This is a genomic window from Pseudomonas sp. W5-36 (genome assembly GCF_046540455.1).
Classification (GTDB): domain Bacteria; phylum Pseudomonadota; class Gammaproteobacteria; order Pseudomonadales; family Pseudomonadaceae; genus Aquipseudomonas; species Aquipseudomonas graminis_B.
Window position 1 is genome coordinate 439403 of the sequence record NZ_JAXCIQ010000003.1, and the last position, 16015, is coordinate 455417.

Annotated in this window: 12 protein-coding genes; 7 read left to right on the top strand and 5 right to left on the bottom strand. The window is 61.3% G+C overall.

The annotated features are described in order from the left end of the window. Positions 1–71: 71 nt before the first annotated feature. The 4 genes from SLW74_RS07930 to SLW74_RS07945 are packed head-to-tail and all read left to right on the top strand — an operon-like array spanning position 72 to position 4421. Positions 72–743 (top strand): methylamine utilization protein, encoded by a 672-nt coding sequence (locus SLW74_RS07930; RefSeq protein ID WP_410928553.1) that lies wholly within the window; start codon positions 72–74, stop codon positions 741–743. Further along, positions 740–3085: an EAL domain-containing protein gene (locus SLW74_RS07935; RefSeq protein WP_410928554.1), complete on the top strand. Its 2346-nt coding sequence runs from the start codon at positions 740–742 to the stop codon at positions 3083–3085. The genes SLW74_RS07930 and SLW74_RS07935 overlap by 4 nt, the downstream gene beginning before the upstream one ends. A 14-nt stretch (positions 3086–3099) precedes the next feature. Next, positions 3100–3990, top strand: coding sequence for a DUF3034 family protein (locus SLW74_RS07940; RefSeq protein ID WP_410928555.1), 891 nt, complete (start codon positions 3100–3102; stop codon positions 3988–3990). Next, positions 3990–4421, top strand: coding sequence for a group I truncated hemoglobin (locus SLW74_RS07945; protein WP_410928556.1), 432 nt, complete (start codon positions 3990–3992; stop codon positions 4419–4421). The genes SLW74_RS07940 and SLW74_RS07945 overlap by 1 nt, the downstream gene beginning before the upstream one ends. A 205-nt stretch (positions 4422–4626) precedes the next feature. Here SLW74_RS07945 and SLW74_RS07950 read toward each other — a convergent pair whose 3' ends face one another. Together SLW74_RS07950 and SLW74_RS07955 are read right to left on the bottom strand one after the other, a co-directional pair. Further along, positions 4627–7059: a glucose/quinate/shikimate family membrane-bound PQQ-dependent dehydrogenase gene (locus tag SLW74_RS07950; protein WP_065992486.1), complete on the bottom strand. Its 2433-nt coding sequence runs from the start codon at positions 7057–7059 to the stop codon at positions 4627–4629. A gap of 113 nt (positions 7060–7172) precedes the next feature. Beyond that, positions 7173–8543, bottom strand: a complete 1371-nt coding sequence (locus SLW74_RS07955) for a carbohydrate porin (protein WP_410928557.1) — start codon at positions 8541–8543, stop codon at positions 7173–7175. A gap of 556 nt (positions 8544–9099) precedes the next feature. Between SLW74_RS07955 and SLW74_RS07960 the strand changes: the two genes are divergently transcribed. Further along, positions 9100–9327 carry a VF530 family DNA-binding protein gene (locus tag SLW74_RS07960; protein WP_074888901.1) on the top strand — a complete coding sequence of 76 codons (228 nt, stop codon included), beginning with the start codon at positions 9100–9102 and terminating at the stop codon, positions 9325–9327. Between the two features lie 33 nt (positions 9328–9360). Then, a complete protein-coding gene (locus SLW74_RS07965) occupies positions 9361–10023 on the top strand; it encodes a Pr6Pr family membrane protein (RefSeq protein WP_410928558.1) in 663 nt (220 codons plus the stop codon). Between the two features lie 73 nt (positions 10024–10096). Here SLW74_RS07965 and SLW74_RS07970 read toward each other — a convergent pair whose 3' ends face one another. From SLW74_RS07970 to SLW74_RS07980, 3 genes are all read right to left on the bottom strand, one after another. Next, the gene (locus SLW74_RS07970) at positions 10097–10867 is read right to left on the bottom strand and encodes a siderophore-interacting protein (protein ID WP_410928559.1); all 771 of its coding nucleotides are present in this window, start codon (positions 10865–10867) and stop codon (positions 10097–10099) included. After that, positions 10864–11457 (bottom strand): PadR family transcriptional regulator, encoded by a 594-nt coding sequence (locus tag SLW74_RS07975; RefSeq protein WP_065992498.1) that lies wholly within the window; start codon positions 11455–11457, stop codon positions 10864–10866. The genes SLW74_RS07970 and SLW74_RS07975 overlap by 4 nt, the downstream gene beginning before the upstream one ends. 120 nt (positions 11458–11577) lie before the next feature. Further along, positions 11578–14700: a transglycosylase domain-containing protein gene (locus SLW74_RS07980; protein ID WP_410928560.1), complete on the bottom strand. Its 3123-nt coding sequence runs from the start codon at positions 14698–14700 to the stop codon at positions 11578–11580. A gap of 337 nt (positions 14701–15037) precedes the next feature. Between SLW74_RS07980 and SLW74_RS07985 the strand changes: the two genes are divergently transcribed. Then, positions 15038–15778: a hypothetical protein gene (locus tag SLW74_RS07985; RefSeq protein WP_410928561.1), complete on the top strand. Its 741-nt coding sequence runs from the start codon at positions 15038–15040 to the stop codon at positions 15776–15778. The last annotated feature ends 237 nt before the right edge of the window (positions 15779–16015 follow it).

A 16015-nucleotide genomic window follows, 5' to 3' on the forward strand; every position in this document is an offset into this window, starting at 1 on the left:
CGCCGATGTGGGCTACGCTGGAAATCATCGCCACGGAGGCTCTGCCGGCCTCGCTGTCTGGAACATCTGTCATGCGCCACGTTTTTATTTCATTGTTGCTGGTTGTAACCGCGCTGCAGGGCACCCTTGCCAGTGCGGCCAGCCTGACCGCCGAATTCGTTGATGCCCAGGGCAAGCCGCTTCCCGACGCGGTGCTTACCCTGCGCGGCGCAACGGCGCCGCCTGCCGGGCCGATGAAAGCCGACATGGACCAGCGCGATGTGCAATTTGCCCCCCACGTGCTGGCCGTCCGCAGTGGGACGGAAATCAGTTTCCCCAACAGCGATCAAATCCGCCATCAGGTGTATTCGTTCTCGACGCCCAAGCGTTTTGAATTGCGGTTGTATGGTGGTACCCCGTCGGCCCCCGTGCTGTTCGACAAGCCGGGCGTGGTCGTGCTCGGCTGCAACGTCCACGACAACATGATCGGGTATGTGTACGTCACCGACGATGGCTGGTTCGGCGTCAGCAACGACAAGGGCGCGCTGACCCTGGATCAAGTGCCCGCCGGTCACTACGCCGTCACTCTCTGGCACCCCCAGGGGGCCGACATGCTGCCCGTGTCCGGTGGCGACATCGACATCCCGGCCGGCGGCCTCAAGCAACGGTTCAGCATCGCTGTGCAGCCCAATGCCGATAACACCCCGGCCGCGCCGACGCCCAGCGCGTTCGGCGATGCCTTTCATAAAGCAGCCCACGAATGAAGGTGCGCATCAGCTTTCAGGCGCGGATTGCCGGCGTGTTGATCATGCTGCTGCTGATCGTGGTCTTCGCCGTGTTTATTGCGGTGAGAGCGGCGACCCAGGACGCGGTTCGCAAGCAGGCCCAGGCACAGCTCGAAGTCGGCACCCGGGTGTTCGAAGGTTTGCTGGAAATGCGCGGCAAGCGGCTGCGCGACGCCGTGCAATTGCTGTCCACCGATTTCGGCTTCCGTGACGCCGTGGCATCGGCGGACTCGGCGACCATCCGCTCGGTGCTGCTCAATCACGGCGCCAGAATCAACGCCAATGACATGTTTCTGCTGGGCATGGACGGCACGGTCATGGCCAGCACAGTCGCGCAGATCCCCGAAGGCTCGCCGTTTCCCTACACCCAGGCGTTGCGTGAGCTCAAGGGTAAGAATCAGTCGATGCTCATCGTGCCGTTGCAGGGCCAGCCGCACTTGCTGGTGGAGAGCACGGTCCTCGCACCGCTGCCGATTGCGCGCGTGGTGATGGGCTTCAGCATGGACGGTGATCTGGCGCAGGAACTGCGCTCGTTGAGCGGTTTGCAGGTGTCGTTTCTGTCGATCGTGCAAAAGCAGCCGGGTCAGATGATCAGCACCCAGCCGGCGCCGCTGTTCGACAGCCTGCGCGGGGTGATGATGAACCCGCCCAGCGACGAGATGCAGATGACCGAGCATCAGAACCAGAGTTTTCTGAGCAAAACCCTGCGCCTGGGGAGCAACAGCGACAGCGAGGTCGTGGCCCTGCTGCAGAGCCCGCTGGATCAGGCCATGCAGGCATTCGCGCCGCTGGACAAGACGCTGTTCTGGATCACTGTCGTGGCGCTGGCGTGCTCGCTGGTCGGCGCGTTGTTACTGGCGCGCAACCTGTCGCGGCCGGTGAGTGCCCTGGCCCAGGCGGCCCGGCGCATTGGCGAAGGTGATTACGCCACCCCCGTGGTGCTGGATCGCCGGGATGAACTGGGGCTGCTCGCCAGCGCTATCAATTCGATGCAGAGCGGGATCGCCGAGCGTGAGCTGCAACTGGCCCACAACGCCCTGCATGATCCACTCACCGGGCTGCCCAATCGCGCGCTGGTCATGGAACGCCTCGGCAGCGCAGTCATTGCTCAACGGCCAGTGGCCCTGCTTTATCTGGGCATCGATAACTTCCGCGCGATCAGTACCAACGTCGGTCTCGAGGGAGTCGAGCAACTGCTGCGCATCATCAGCGAGCAACTGCAGGAGCCGCTGCGTCCCGGTGATACGGTGGCGCGGCTCTCCGACAACGAATTTCTGCTGCTGGTGCACAACGCTGAAACCGACAGTGCCGTCGCGGTGGCCGACCGGCTGCAGCGTCTATTGGTCAAGCCTCAGCGCATTGGCGAGCAGGACATCGCGATGGATGCCTGCATCGGCATCGCGGCCTATCCGGCCAATGGCGATTCGGCGTCCGAGTTGCTCAGACGTGCCTCCATTGCGCGGCAAGACGCGGCGCAGCTGCCGGGCCGTCTGCAGGTCTATGTGGACGGTCGCGATGTCGCCCACTTGCGCCAGATCAGCCTGATCCGCGACCTGCGTCAGGCCGCGCGCAATGGCGAACTGTCCCTGCATTACCAGCCCAAACTGGATATCCGCAACGGCCGCGTGACTCAGGCCGAAGCCTTGCTGCGCTGGCAGCACCCGCAATTCGGCTCGTTGTCCCCGGCCGAGTTCATCGTGCTGGCAGAGCGCACCGGCAGTATTCAGATCCTCACCAACTGGGTGATCGAAGAAGCCCTGCGCCAGTTGGCCGAATGGGCGTATCGCGGTCTGGTTCTGCAAGTGTCGGTGAACATCTCGGCGGACGACCTGTTGGACGGCAATCTGGCTGACCGCGTTGCTGCGCTGCTCAAGCTGTACCGCGTGCCGGCCGAACAGTTGATTTTCGAGATCACCGAAAGCGCCATCATGCGCGAGCCCGAGCAGTCGCTGAAGGTGCTCAATCGCCTGCGCGAATTCGGCATCAGCCTGTCGGTGGATGATTTCGGCACCGGTTACTCCTCGCTGGCGCACCTCAAGCGGCTGCCGGTGCAGGAATTGAAGATCGATCAGTCCTTCGTGCGCGATCTGGATGAAACCAGCGAAGACGCCGTCATCGTGCGGTCGACCATCGAGATGAGCCACAACCTGGGCCTGAAGGTGGTCGCCGAGGGCGTCGAGTACGAACACAGCCTCCGTCTGCTGGAGCGGTGGCACTGCGATACCGCGCAAGGCTACCTGATCAGCCGTCCGCTCGATGCGATCGCTTTCGAAGCCTGGATTGCCCGCTCCCAGCTCCCACCCCGCATGACGGTGTATTGATGGAACACGGATTTATGGCACGACGCCTTTCGACGTACTTGAATCCCGTGCTGCTTGCCAGCGTGGTCGGAGGCTGTGCGACATGGTTCGCGCCGGCGGCCGAAGCCGAGCAGGGGCGCCTGATCGCCACCGGCGGCGCCAGCAGCATTGAAGGCGGCGCAGGCGGCGGGATCATCCCCTGGGCCATGCTGGCCGGGTATGACGAGCAGGGCGAGTGGGGCGGCAACGCGTTCGCCACCCACGTCGACTTGCCGGACTACACCCTCGATGTGGTCGGCGCTGCAGCGTCCTACGGCAATCGGATTGAGGTTTCCTACGCCCATCAACGCTTCGACCTGGGCTCACTGGTCAGCAAGCTCAACCTCCCGGATGACAACCTCACCCAGGACATCTTCGGCGTGAAGGTTCGCCTGTTTGGCGACCTGATCTACGATCAGTTGCCGCAGGTGTCGGCGGGGCTGGAATACAAACACCAGAATGATTTCCTCATCCCCAGTCTGGTGGGCGCCAAGCGCGATTCGGACGTCGAGGGTTATGTCACCGCGAGCCGTCTGTTCATGGGCGCGGCCTTTGGCTACAACCTGGTGGTCAACGCCGGCCTGCGTTACAGCCGTGCCAACGAAACCGGGTTGATGGGCTTTGGCGGCGACCGGCGCGATACCCGCAGCGTACTGAAAGAGGGCGGCGCAGCCATCCTGTTCAACCCGCACTGGGCAGTGGGCATGGACTACCGCGAGAAGCCCGACAATCTGTCGTTCGCCGGCGAAAGCGACTGGGCGGACTTCTTTGTCGGCTGGTTTCCCAACAAGCATGTTTCCGTGGTGCTGGCCTACGCCCGGCTCGGTGAAATCGCCACGCTGGACAACCAGAACGGCACCTACCTTTCCGTGCAGGGGAGTTTCTGATGGGGCGGTCTCTGCGGCTGATTCTCGGGCTCAGTCTGTCGTTGCTGGCGGGGTGCGCCCAACAGCCGCCCAAGGACGACAGCCTCTATCAGGACCTGGGCCAGCGCGCCGGCATCCAGAAAATCGTCGAAGGCATGCTGCTGCACATTGCTCAGGATGACCGCATTTATAAATACTTCGCCAAGGTCGACATCGTTCGGGTACGCGACAAGCTGGTGGAAAGGTTTTGCGTCGAAGCCGGCGGGCCGTGCACGTACACCGGTGACTCCCTGGAAGAAGTGCACAAGGGCATGAAACTCAGCCGCAGCGATTTCAATGCGTTGGTCGAGAACCTTATCGATGCGATGAACGAGCAGCACATTCCGGTGACCACGCAGAACCGTTTTATTGCCAGGCTGGCGCCCCAGCGTGGTGAGGTGATCGAGAAGTAGGGGCGCTAAAGGGGGCCGCAAAAGGGGACAGATTTATTTACGGTGAGGCGCAAAAGGGGACAGATTTATTTACGGTGAAGCGTTGTAAATAAATCTGTCCCCTTTTGAGCGGTCCCCTTTTGAGCGTTTCGGCGCGCATAAAAAAGGCGGTCACCTTTCGGGACCGCCTTTTCTTTTACTGCACGACGCTAATCAGTGAAGCGGATCAATCCGGCAGTTTGTAGGCGATGACGTAATCGCCCTGTTTGGTGCCCAGCGAACCGTGACCGCCTGCAACGACCAGCACGTATTGCTTGCCGTCCTTGCCGGTGTAAGTCATCGGCGTGGTCTGGGCGCCTGCTGGCAGGCGGCCTTCCCACAACTGCTTGCCGTTACGAACGTCGTAGGCGCGCAGGTACTGGTCCAGCGTGGCACTGAGGAACGACACACCACTGGCAGTGATGAACGTGCCGCCCAGGCTTGGAACGCCCATGGTCAGCGGGATCGGAACCGGCGCGCTGTCACGCACGGTGCCGTTCTTGTGCTTCCAGATGGTCTGGTGGTTAGTCAGATCGACCGCCGCCACATAACCCCACGCTGGCGCCTGGCACGGCAGGCCCATTGGCGACAGCATTGCTTCGAGGATCACACCATAAGGCGCGCCCTTGTTCGGCTGCACGCCTTCGGTTTCGCTCTTGCGACCCGGGCCGCCTGCGACTTCAGCCGCCGGCACCAGTTTGGAACGGAACGCCATGTAGCTCGGGTTCACGAAAGCAATCTGACGCACCGGATCGACCGAAATGCCGCCCCAGTCGAACACGCCGAAGTTACCCGGGTACACCAACGTGCCTTGCAGCGACGGCGGAGTGAACGGACCTTCATAACGCAGGGATTTGAAGTCGATGCGGCACAGCATCTGATCAAACGGCGTCACGCCCCACATGTCGCGCTCTTTCAGCGGCGGCGGCATGAAGTTCAGGTCGGACTTCGGCTGCGTAGGCGAGGTGTGATCGCCGGCGACAGCGCCTTGGGGTACAGGGATTTCATTGATCGGCACGATGGGCTGACCGTTGCTGCGGTCCAGCACATAGATGCTGCCCTGCTTGGTGGAGGCCAGAACAGCAGGCTTCACGCCGTCAGCGGTTTTCATGTCCATGAGCGTTGGCTGACCGCCGACGTCCATGTCCCACAGGTCGTGGTGGGTGAACTGGAAGCTCCATTTCACGTGACCGGTGGCGATGTCCAGCGCGACCAGACCGGCGCTGAATTTCTCCGAGGCCTCGGTGCGGTCGCCGCCCCACTGATCAGGCATCTGGTTGCCCATCGGCAGGTAGAGCATGCCCAGCTTTTCGTCGACGCTGAACATCGACCACATGTTGGGCGAGTTGCGGGTGTAGGTCTTGCCCTCGGCAAGCGGCGTGGTGTCGTCCGGATTGCCGCTGTCCCAGTTCCAGACCAGACGGCCGGTGTGCACGTCGAACGCACGGATCACGCCCGACGGTTCGTCGGTGGAAACGTTATCGGTGACGTGACCGCCAATGACCACGAGGTCTTTGGTCACTGCCGGTGGCGACGTCGAATAGTAACCGCCCGGTGCGTAAGTGCCGATGTTGGCGCTCAGGTCGATCGAACCGTTGGTGCCGAAGTCTTCACACATCTTGCCGGTGTCGGCGTTCAGGGCGATCAGACGGGTGTCGGCGGTTGGCAGGAAGATGCGACGCGGGCAGGCATTGGCTGCGCCGGCAACCGCCGGAGCGGCCGGGCTTTGCGCAGGTGCGGCAGCGTCGGTCGGCGCGGTGGCAGCGTAGGCGGCGTCATCGTGATACGACACGCCACGGCAGGTCATGTGCGCCCAACCCTTGAAGTTGGCCGCCTTGCCGCTGCTGATCTTCGGATCGAAGCGCCAGATTTCCTTGCCGGTGTCCGGGTCCAGTGCGATGACCTGGCTGTGCGGCGTGCAGACGTAGAGCATGCCGTTGACTTTCAGCGGGGTGTTTTCGGCCGTGGTCTCACCCGGGTCGTTCGGACCCGGAATGTCGCCCGTGCGATAGGTCCACGCCGGGACCAGCTTGCTGACGTTGTCCGGGGTGATCTGCGACAGCGGCGAGTAGCGATCGCCGAAGGCCGTGCGGCCGTAGGACTGCCAGTCGCCGTCAGGCATGGCCGGCGCGGCGCTGGTGGTGCCGGCGGTTTCGCGGTCCAGTTGGCCTTTGATTTCACCGGGGTTAGTGAATTGGCTGGCCAGCGCGGCGATGCCCGCCACGATCACAGCGGCGCCCAATGCGCGGGTACCCGTATCGCCGACCTGGCCACGCAGGACCGGACGACGGAACCATGGCAGCAGCATCACGATGCCCAGGGCAAACCAGAGTGCCAGACGCGGCACCAGCTGCCACCAATCCAGACCCACTTCCCACAGCGCCCACACGGTACTGGCGAACAGCACCAGTGCGTACAGGCCGAATGCCGCGCCGCGACCCATCATCAGCAGGACGCCGGTGATGGCGAAGCCGATGCCGGCCAGCAGGTAGTAAAGCGACCCGCCCAGCGTCAGCAGTTTGATGCCGCCGACCAGCAAGGCCAGGCCCATTATCAGAATGACCAGCCCGAGCAAGCTCGGAAGCAGGCGACCCTTACCGAAAGCACCCTCAGTGCTCATAAGTGTTGTACTCCGTAACGATGTGGTGGTTAACGCGTGTTGGCGTGAAGGCGCGGCGGATAAGCCATGCCTTCAATGCCGATGCCTGGGTGCAGACGGGCGAGCTGGGCTGATCAGAACGAGGACTGGATTTTCAACCCCGCGACCAGCGCGTCATCAACCTGATTCACACCGCCCGGATGGCGGATGAATTGCAGATTCGGGCGCACGGTCAGCCAGTTGGCGACGTGCACGCCGTAGTAGATTTCGGCGTTGTATTCGGTGTCCTGCACGGGCAGGAACGCCGGGTCGTTGTAGTCCGAAACGCCTTCGGCCTGATTGCGCAGGTTGCTGTTCTTGCGGTACGCCGGGTTGACGTGGATGCGGCTGATGCCGACGCCGATGTCATCCTCGGGGCGCGCATCGAACGGGCCTTTGTACGTCGCACCGAGGGCAACGAAGTTGTCGATCATGTTGGTTTTCTTGTCGTGCAGCGTGCCGTTGGCGAACAGGCTCAAGCCGCGGTCGTTGTCGCCGGACTCGCTGCTGACTTGCTGGCGCAGGGTCAGCCACATGCCGTGTTTGCTGGACGACGAGGCGTAGTCATCGCCACTCCGGGCGGCGTATCGACCGTTGCTGTCCTTGGAAACGTCGCTGCTGTCGGCGGTGCTGTAGTAGTAACCGGCGCGGTATTCGCCCGGCAGGCCGTTGACCTTCGGCGACCAGACCACCTCGACCGGCAACACGGCGCCCTGGGTACCGCTGCCGCTGAGTTTGAAGGCGTTATCGTTTTCCAGGTTGGAGGGGTTCTGTTCGAACGCACCAACCTGCACGAACAGTTCAGGGGTCAGCTGATATTTGACGCGCATTGCCCACTGGCTGACCGGCCAGTTGTACCAGATCCCGCCGTCCCAGTTGCCGACCTGGGAGCCGCACAGTGCCAGGTTCTGGAAGTCGCACGGGAAGGTGTTGAAATCTTCGCCTTCATTGAACCGGCCGACCTTGACGCTGAGGGTCTGGTCGAGAAATTTCTGCTGGTACCAGAGGTCGGTCAGGCGCGTCACGTTGCCGCGGCCCCAGACTTCCTGGGACGACGAAATGGTGCCGGTGCGCGGATCGCCCACGCGGTCGTTGCTGATGTTGTCGCCGTTACGGTTGGTGAGGGTCAGTTGAAATTCAGCGTCGTGCCAGCCGAGGATCTTCTGCAGATCCATGTGCGCACCGAGGGCGAACTGGTCGCTGTAACGGGTCGCCTTGTCGTGGTTGTAACCGCCGTGCAGGTTGGAGCCCACTTCGATGACTGAGTCGAGCTTGAAGTCGTAGCCCTGTTCGGAAAGCTCACTGCGCTTGCCGCCCCAGTCACCCAGCATCCACGGCGACGCGCTGTCGAACGCCGGTGCAGCATGGGCACAGCTTGCAAACTCCAATGCGGCAAGGCTCAGGGCGCTGGCATGACGAAGGGCTCGGGACGATTTGCAGGTCGGGCGTTTCAGATGACGGGGCATAGGGCGTGAGGTCTTTTTGAGTTATTCGAGAGCAAAGGGCGACGCCGCTCGCAATGCTTGGGAGGCGCATTGCAAGGTCTTAATCAATGACGAGTTAGCCGTTTCAGCGTTTAGGGCGGCGATGATAGGACGCTAACGTTTTTTTAAAAAGTCAAAATTGCAACATGGATCATTGCGGTCGGTGTAACAGTGGTGGGAGCCCCGGGTAGCGCTGTCCTTTGTTTAGGTAGGCCGTCTCTTCGACGGTGGGTAAGGACGGTATGCCGCGACCGTTGCAGGTGGCGCATAGATGAGCGTTGAGCAGGCGTGATCAGGTGGCAGGATTCAGCGGTGCAGCGGCTGTTCCTTTGCGGCTGAATGAATGCGATCAAATTGTGGGACCGGCTTTAGCCGGGAAAAGGCCGGATTGAACGCCGCAGATTTACGGCGTGGCGGCTGGCGCTTTCCCGGCTAACGCCGGTCCCACTATCACCCAACCCTTCACACCCAGCGGTGGGTCCGCTAAGGTGCGCAGCTCGCGAAACTGTCTTGTCCCACCAGCGTCCATAGGCCCGTCATGACCACACCCAACAACAACCCGCTGCACGGCGTGACGCTGGAGCAGATACTCATTGCGCTGGTCGAGCATTACGAATGGTCGGGTCTGGCCGAGCGCATTGACATTCGCTGCTTCAAGAGCGATCCGAGCATCAAGTCCAGCCTGACGTTCCTGCGCAAGACACCCTGGGCGCGGGAGAAGGTCGAAGGGTTGTACATCAAGCTGGCGCGCACCAAGCGCCCTTGAGCTGACTCGCCGATTGCCCAGGATTAGATCGAAATGCACAGCTCCCCGTTGCACCTGTCGCCAGGCCGGCGCCGCTTCATCAGCACGGCCGCCATGCTTGGCTGGTTCGGGCTTGCGGTGCAGCTCTATCTGATTCTCTGGGGGCGATGGATCGACCACGCCAGCCTGCTCGGCGGCCTGGTGCGCTTCTGCAGTTTCTTCACCGTGGTGACCAACACGCTGGTGGCGGTGGCGCTCAGCTGCGCGGTCATTGACCGGCATTCGGCGGGGTACCGATTCTTCCGTTCTCCCGCTGTCTGCGCCGGCATCACCACCAGCATTATTCTGGTGAGCCTCGCTTACAACCTGCTGCTGCGCCATCTGTGGACGCCCCAGGGCTGGCAGTGGATCGCCGATGAATTACTGCACGACGTCATGCCGCTGCTGTTCCTTGGCTACTGGTTGTTCTTCGTGCCCAAAGGCCTGCTGAAACCCAGGCATGTGCTGATGTGGATGCTGTATCCCGTCGTCTACTTCGGTTATTTGCTGTTGCGCGGAAATGCCTTCGGTGACTATCTCTATCCGTTTCTCGACATTGGCACGCTGGGCGTCGCTAAAGCCCTGACCAACGCGTTGGGCGTGCTGGCGGGTTTTGCGGGAATCGGGGCAGTCATTTTCGGGACAGACAAGGTTTTGGGCCGCCGAGGGCAGTCCTAAACCTCAATAGTGCCGGGGCGCCCCGAATCTGGCGCGCCGGCATCATTCAATCCCTTTTGGCGACGCCAACGCTTCACTCCTCGTCCGAACCGTCTGCGCGCCAGTAACCTGCGGCCTTGACAGCCGCCTCGTCCAGCGTGAACTCATCCAGCAGCACCCGCCGTACCTTGCGCGACAGGGACGATTCGGTCGCTACCCAGGCATACAAGCTGCCCTGCGGGAGGGTCAGTTGGCGCGTGACTTCAAGCAGATCTTGCTGACCACGCACCACCCAAATCACCTCGATCTGCGCATCGCTGGTCAGCGCCTGGCGCTCCGCTGCGTTATCGATTTCAACGACCACCAGCGCACGCCGACCGGCCGGCAATGCCTCCAGCCGACGACCGATGGCGGGGAGGGCGGTCTCGTCGCCGATCAGCAGGTAGCTGTCGAACATGTCCGGCACGATCATCGAGCCCCGGGGCCCGGCGATACTCAGCGTTTGCCCGGCTTCGGCCTGGGCCGCCCAAGTCGCCGCCGGACCGTCCCCATGCAGCACGAAATCAATGTCCAGCTCGCCGGACTGCGGGTCGTAGCGACGCGGGGTGTAATCGCGCATCGCCGGGCGCGGGCCTTCAGCGTTTTGCAGCGGTGCGTCACTGTCCAGCGCCGCCTGTTCTTCGGGCGTAGTGGCGAACAACAGTTTGACGTGGTCATCCGTGCCCAGACTGATGAACCCTTCAAGCTCCGGCCCGTGCAAGGTGATGCGGCGCATGCGCGGGGTGATGTCGGTCACCCTCAGCACCTGCAGCGTACGACATTTGATCTCGTGGCTGACGCGGTGAATTCCCTGGGGTGCATTCATTCAGATTTCTCCGCAGCGGGTTGTTGGCCGTCGACGATGGCTTTCGCGGTGTCGTTCAGCAGGTCGCGAACCCGCAGGATCTCCTCAGGGTTCCAGCGGCCGTGGTGCATCTGCAGCGCATGACGCAGGTTGTGCACGGCCTCGTGAATCTCCGGCGGACGATCATGCCCACGCAACGAGCGCTTGCTGACTTCGATGCGCATTTTCACGCCATCCAGCGCGACGGCCTGTTCGGTCAGGAACTGCTGGCCGGCCTCGGTGATGCGATAGCGTTTTTTGCCGCCGTCGGCATCGCCCTGGATCAACTCGCTTTCTTCCAGAAAGGTCAACGTCGGATAAATCACGCCGGGGCTCGGGCTATAGGCGCCGTCGAACAGCGCTTCGATCTGACGAATCAAGTCATAGCCATGGCACGGCTGATCGGCGATCAGCGCCAGCAGCATCAATTTCAGGTCGCCTGGGGCAAATACCCGAGGCCCACGGCCGCCGCGTTCACGGCCGGGACGTTTCTCGAAACCATCGCGGCCGTCGCCGTGTTCGCCGAAGTGTGGGCGGTGGTGGTGGGGGTGATCGTGTGAGTGGTCTTTCATTTTTTTCATCTCTTGGTACAAGTTAGATATACCTTAAGATATATCTTATTGTTTCCACAAGATGGGTTAAGACGAACGGTTGTCGTCCCGTTTCAGAGGCATGGGATCGATGAATACCGGTTACAGAAGCGTGGCCACCTGCGTAGGGACGGGCGCTTTGCACTGGGTGAAAGTGCCCGGCTCCAGGTAGGGATTGAGAATCGGCGCCATGCCTTTGAGGACTTGCACCGGAAGGGCGGAGGTGAATTTGAAGCTCTCGGCGGCGCGTCCCGGCACGTAGGCCGTCAGCGTGCCGTAGTGGTTGTCGCCGATGAAGAACACGAACGTCGCGGTGCGGTTGATGGCCTTGGACGCCAGGATTCGACCCCCTGCGCCAATGCTTTCGATACGGTTGTCGCCCGTGCCGGTCTTGCCGCCCATGGCCAGCACGCTGCCGTCACGGGTTTTGAAACTGCCGGACACGCGCCTTGCCGTGCCGGCATCGACCACCTGGGAAAGCGCCTCGCGCATGGCTGCGGCGACTTCCGAGGGCAGCACCCGTTTGCCCAGCTCGGGGTTGTTGACCAGCTGGGTTTCATAAGGCGTCTGCGCGGCAAAGTGCAGGCTGTCGATGCGCAACACCGGCAGGCGGATGCCATCGTTCTGGATGATGCCGATGAGTTCGGCAAGCGCGGCGGGTCGATCACCGGAACTGCCAATGGCGGTGGCCAGCGACGGCACCAGATGATCGAACGGATACCCCAGCCGCTGCCAGCGCTGGTGGATGTCGAGAAACGCTTCGATCTCCAGCATGGTGCGAATGCGGCTGTCGCGCGCGCTCTTGTGCTGGCTCTTGAACAGCCAGCTGTAGACCTCCTGCCGCTCGAAACGGCTGGCCGCGACGGCATCCTTGAACGTGGCGTCCGGGTTCTGGAGCAGATACCCCACCAGCCACAGATCCAGCGGATGAACGCGGGCAACGTAGCCTTGATCCGGCAGATCAAACTTGCCGGGGCCGTAGGCGAAATAGAGGTCGTCCAGGCGCTTCTCGGTGAGCGCCGTTTTACCCTTTTCCCCGGCCATGTGCGCCCGCACGAACGCATTGAACGCGCTTTGCGAAGCGTCAGGCAGCAGGTAACGGTGCACGGCGGCAAGTCGGCTCGCCGCGGGATGCACCCCGTCGAGAAAGGTGTCGAGTCGGTCCTGGGTGGATTTGTTTTTGTAACGCTTCCAGAAGCGCAGCAGGAACGACTTGCCCTCACGGTCGGCGAAATCGGCCAGGTATTCCTGACGCCTCGGATCGCTGTCGTCCTTGAGCAACACCGCGCTGTTGTTGGGCCCCTGATAGGTGGTGTAACGCACCAGATCGCGCATCAGGCGAATGAACGGCAAGTTGATCGACTCGCGCAATGCCTCGCGAAGGGTGGGGTTGCGCGCGTTGTCCTCCCGGCGAAAATTATTGAAATGATGCAGGCCGCCGCCGGTGAAAAAGCTTTCGCCGGGGCTGGCCGAATACTGACGATCGAGGGCCGCAGCGAGCATCTTCGCGAGGTCCCGATCGGTGTTCTGAATCAGGTAGTCCAACGCCCAGCGGCTAAGGCGGTCGGACTCCTCGACCGGGATTTTTCTCAGGGCGCTGGCGGGCAGATTGGCGTACTTGTCGTGCAGCTCGGCGATGATCTGCAAGTACGTCGTCAGCACGCGCATCTTGGCCGTCGACCCCAGCTCCAGCTTGCTGCCCTCGTTGATGTCGAACGGCTGATCCGTGCTGTCCGTCTGCACCCGCACCCGCGAGCCATCGGGGTCGCGCTCGAACAGGGTAAAGCTGTAACGCACCGCCTGGGTGCTGGCCGGCGTCAGCAGATGCTCACCGATCAGCCCCATCTGACCGGCAAATTCGGGCTTGGCGAGGTCGCGCAGGTACTGGCCGACGCTGACCTGCAGGTCGTTTTGCAGCGTGCTGGTGGCCGAAAGGTCCAGGCGGTCAAGGTCGTAGAGCGAACGGTTGAGCATGTTCGACAGCCGCGTGCGGGCGACGGTGATGCCTTTGTTGCTCTCAATCGGTTGCACGGTCGGCTGCTGCACCCAGTCGCGATAGGTCACGCTGGCTGCCAGAGCGGCGTCGGCCAGCGGTTGATCGATGACATGGTTCTGCGCGAGCACGCGCAGATGGCTGTCCGTCAGATCCGCGAGCTCCTTGCGCCCCTTCGCCAGAAAGTGCGAGGGCCTGCGCTGCGCGATCACCAACGACAGGACTTCGCGCAGCGCCAAGCCCTGCGCCGTCAGGGTTTTATCGTCTTTTGCCGTCGACGCCAGCAACTGGTTGGTGCGGTCGAAGTCCGCGCCGTACCAGACCCGCAACCCTTCGGCCATGCCGTGGACTTCACCATGCCCCGGGACCGCCGACAGCGGCACGCTGTTGAGATAGTCCCGCACCACCCGCTGCCGCGCCTCCAGGGTCTGCTGCCCCGGCTGATAAGCGCGAACGCTGGCGGACACCATCTGACGAATTTTCTCGCTGCCCGACAGCGTCAGGCCGTCCGGCGAGTGCCGGTACTTCTCCAACTGTGTCGCCAACGTGCTGCCACCTGCCGATTGCCCCGGCAACCCCACCATTTTCGCCACCTGAGAGAGCGCCGCCTTGAAGAACCTTGGCCAATCCACCGCCGGGTTGGCCAGCGGGCGCTGATCATCCAGCAAGTCGCGGTTCTCGATGAACAACAGGCTGTTGACCAGCACCGGTGGGATCGCGGCAAAGGTCGGGTACAGCTGCTGCGGATAGATGTACTGATACAGCGGCGCGGCGCGACAGTCAGAAATGGTCAGGCCGGATTGAATCTTCTCCTGATACGGGACGAAGAAACCGCGCCTGGCGTAGGACATAAGATCAGGGGAGAACCGCGCCTGGGCGCTGATCAGGTAGTCACGCTTGAGCAAGCGCGGCAGGAATTCGCCGAGGGCGGAATAGCCCAGACGCTTGTCGAAAGGCCCGTCACCGGGATACACAATCGCGTCGCTGGGACCGGCTTCGACAGCGTAGCTCAGGCCTTGGGCCAGATGACTGAACTCCTGCGCCTGCAAACGGGAGCTGCGCACCTCGGTCGAGACCACAAATCCCAGGATCACTGCTGCCATCAGCACCGCCACCAGCAAAAACCGCCACACGTAACGCCGTGGGCGAGCATGGGCTGGCACTGATCCGTTCCCCTGACTGTCAGCCTTGACCGCAGCCTTCTTCGTATCGGAATGCCAAAAAGCGCCCATATCGTAAGCCCGGTCAAACCTGCACATCGCACTTGTTACAAGCGTAGACGCTGGTGGGCGCGGGTGAAGAGTTTGTGACCGGCGCTCGGTCGGCTTCTTTAGGAGGCACGTTCGTCATCCAACCGCTGAATCTTCGTGATAGGCGCGAGGGATCTCGCTTAGACCCCTCGCGCCTCGTGCCTGATTATTCCTTCCCCGGGGGCCGTTATGGGGACTGACTGATTTGTAGGAAGTCTCTTGTTTTCAGCCTCGTCAGCTGACCGGCGTTGATTGAGATAGTTACGTCCTTTTGTCACCTCTGAGTGCGGTGGCAAATCAATTTAAAGAGGATGAAACTATGAGCAGAAAAATAATTTTGAGTGACATGTTAAGAGGCTTTTTTGTAGCGTGTGTCTGTACTCTCGCCGCGCCTGCCAGCGCTCAATCAATCTCCCCCGCTCAACCCTATGCCAAAGGTTTAGAGGAAAGTGTTTCTGAGGTACATGATGATGGTGAGATGATTCTTACTGTGTTGTCTGATCAAACTTACGTGTTAGACGCCGCGCTGAAAAGCAAGACAGCCGTTCACTACTACAGTTTTACTTCCGTCCGAGGCCAAGATGTACTGGTGTCTAACACACCGGGATTGTCAGGTGCACCGTTTTGGGAGCTGGAATACTTCGATGGTGCTAACTGGCTTAAAAAACCTGATTCTGAAGATAAGTTCTCTAGTTTGATGCCTGGGACTGAGGTGCTTATCAGGGTTATCCACAGAGCGGATGTCCCTTTATCTGGACAGCCTTATCATTTGGCGATCGGCTCTTACCCCGTTTTAAAAAATTTCGAATTTAGCGACGAAATCGGTGTTAACAGGATTCCTTCAGGTTATACCGAACCGACTTGGCTGTGGACTCAGGGCTATACCCTAGGCGTTTTGGAAGCGGAGTTTACCGACTCCGTCGGAGCACCGTTGAAAGGCGCGATTGGCAAATTCCTGCTGAGTCTCACGCAATCCAGAATTGCGCCGGTGAAGGAGGAGGTCACAAGTGACGAAAACGGGAAAGCGGTTGCGGTTATCAATTTCGAACGCTGTGCGTGAGGACATCAAGCACGGGACTTTGTCCGCTATGACCATGGCACAAATACGTGGAGAAGCTTTTACTACGTGGGTGGTTATACTTTCTCGAACTATCTGCTGGGAAAGGCTGGAGATGTGGAGGCTGGCAAGGATCTAAGAGTGTTCGGTCATATTTGTAGGCAGACGCTGATTAAAAGTATTCCAGGCCCCCTATAAGAAGATGCCTGGCTGAACACTGTACAAGCCAGGCCTGTCCCG

Coding starts and splice junctions, on each gene's coding strand:
- SLW74_RS07930 (WP_410928553.1), top strand. CDS start 72: ATGCGCCACGTTTTTATTTCATTGTTGCTGGTTGTAACCGCGCTGCAG.
- SLW74_RS07935 (WP_410928554.1), top strand. CDS start 740: ATGAAGGTGCGCATCAGCTTTCAGGCGCGGATTGCCGGCGTGTTGATC.
- SLW74_RS07940 (WP_410928555.1), top strand. CDS start 3,100: ATGGCACGACGCCTTTCGACGTACTTGAATCCCGTGCTGCTTGCCAGC.
- SLW74_RS07945 (WP_410928556.1), top strand. CDS start 3,990: ATGGGGCGGTCTCTGCGGCTGATTCTCGGGCTCAGTCTGTCGTTGCTG.
- SLW74_RS07950 (WP_065992486.1), bottom strand. CDS start 7,059: ATGAGCACTGAGGGTGCTTTCGGTAAGGGTCGCCTGCTTCCGAGCTTG.
- SLW74_RS07955 (WP_410928557.1), bottom strand. CDS start 8,543: ATGCCCCGTCATCTGAAACGCCCGACCTGCAAATCGTCCCGAGCCCTT.
- SLW74_RS07960 (WP_074888901.1), top strand. CDS start 9,100: ATGACCACACCCAACAACAACCCGCTGCACGGCGTGACGCTGGAGCAG.
- SLW74_RS07965 (WP_410928558.1), top strand. CDS start 9,361: ATGCACAGCTCCCCGTTGCACCTGTCGCCAGGCCGGCGCCGCTTCATC.
- SLW74_RS07970 (WP_410928559.1), bottom strand. CDS start 10,867: ATGAATGCACCCCAGGGAATTCACCGCGTCAGCCACGAGATCAAATGT.
- SLW74_RS07975 (WP_065992498.1), bottom strand. CDS start 11,457: ATGAAAGACCACTCACACGATCACCCCCACCACCACCGCCCACACTTC.
- SLW74_RS07980 (WP_410928560.1), bottom strand. CDS start 14,700: ATGGGCGCTTTTTGGCATTCCGATACGAAGAAGGCTGCGGTCAAGGCT.
- SLW74_RS07985 (WP_410928561.1), top strand. CDS start 15,038: ATGAGCAGAAAAATAATTTTGAGTGACATGTTAAGAGGCTTTTTTGTA.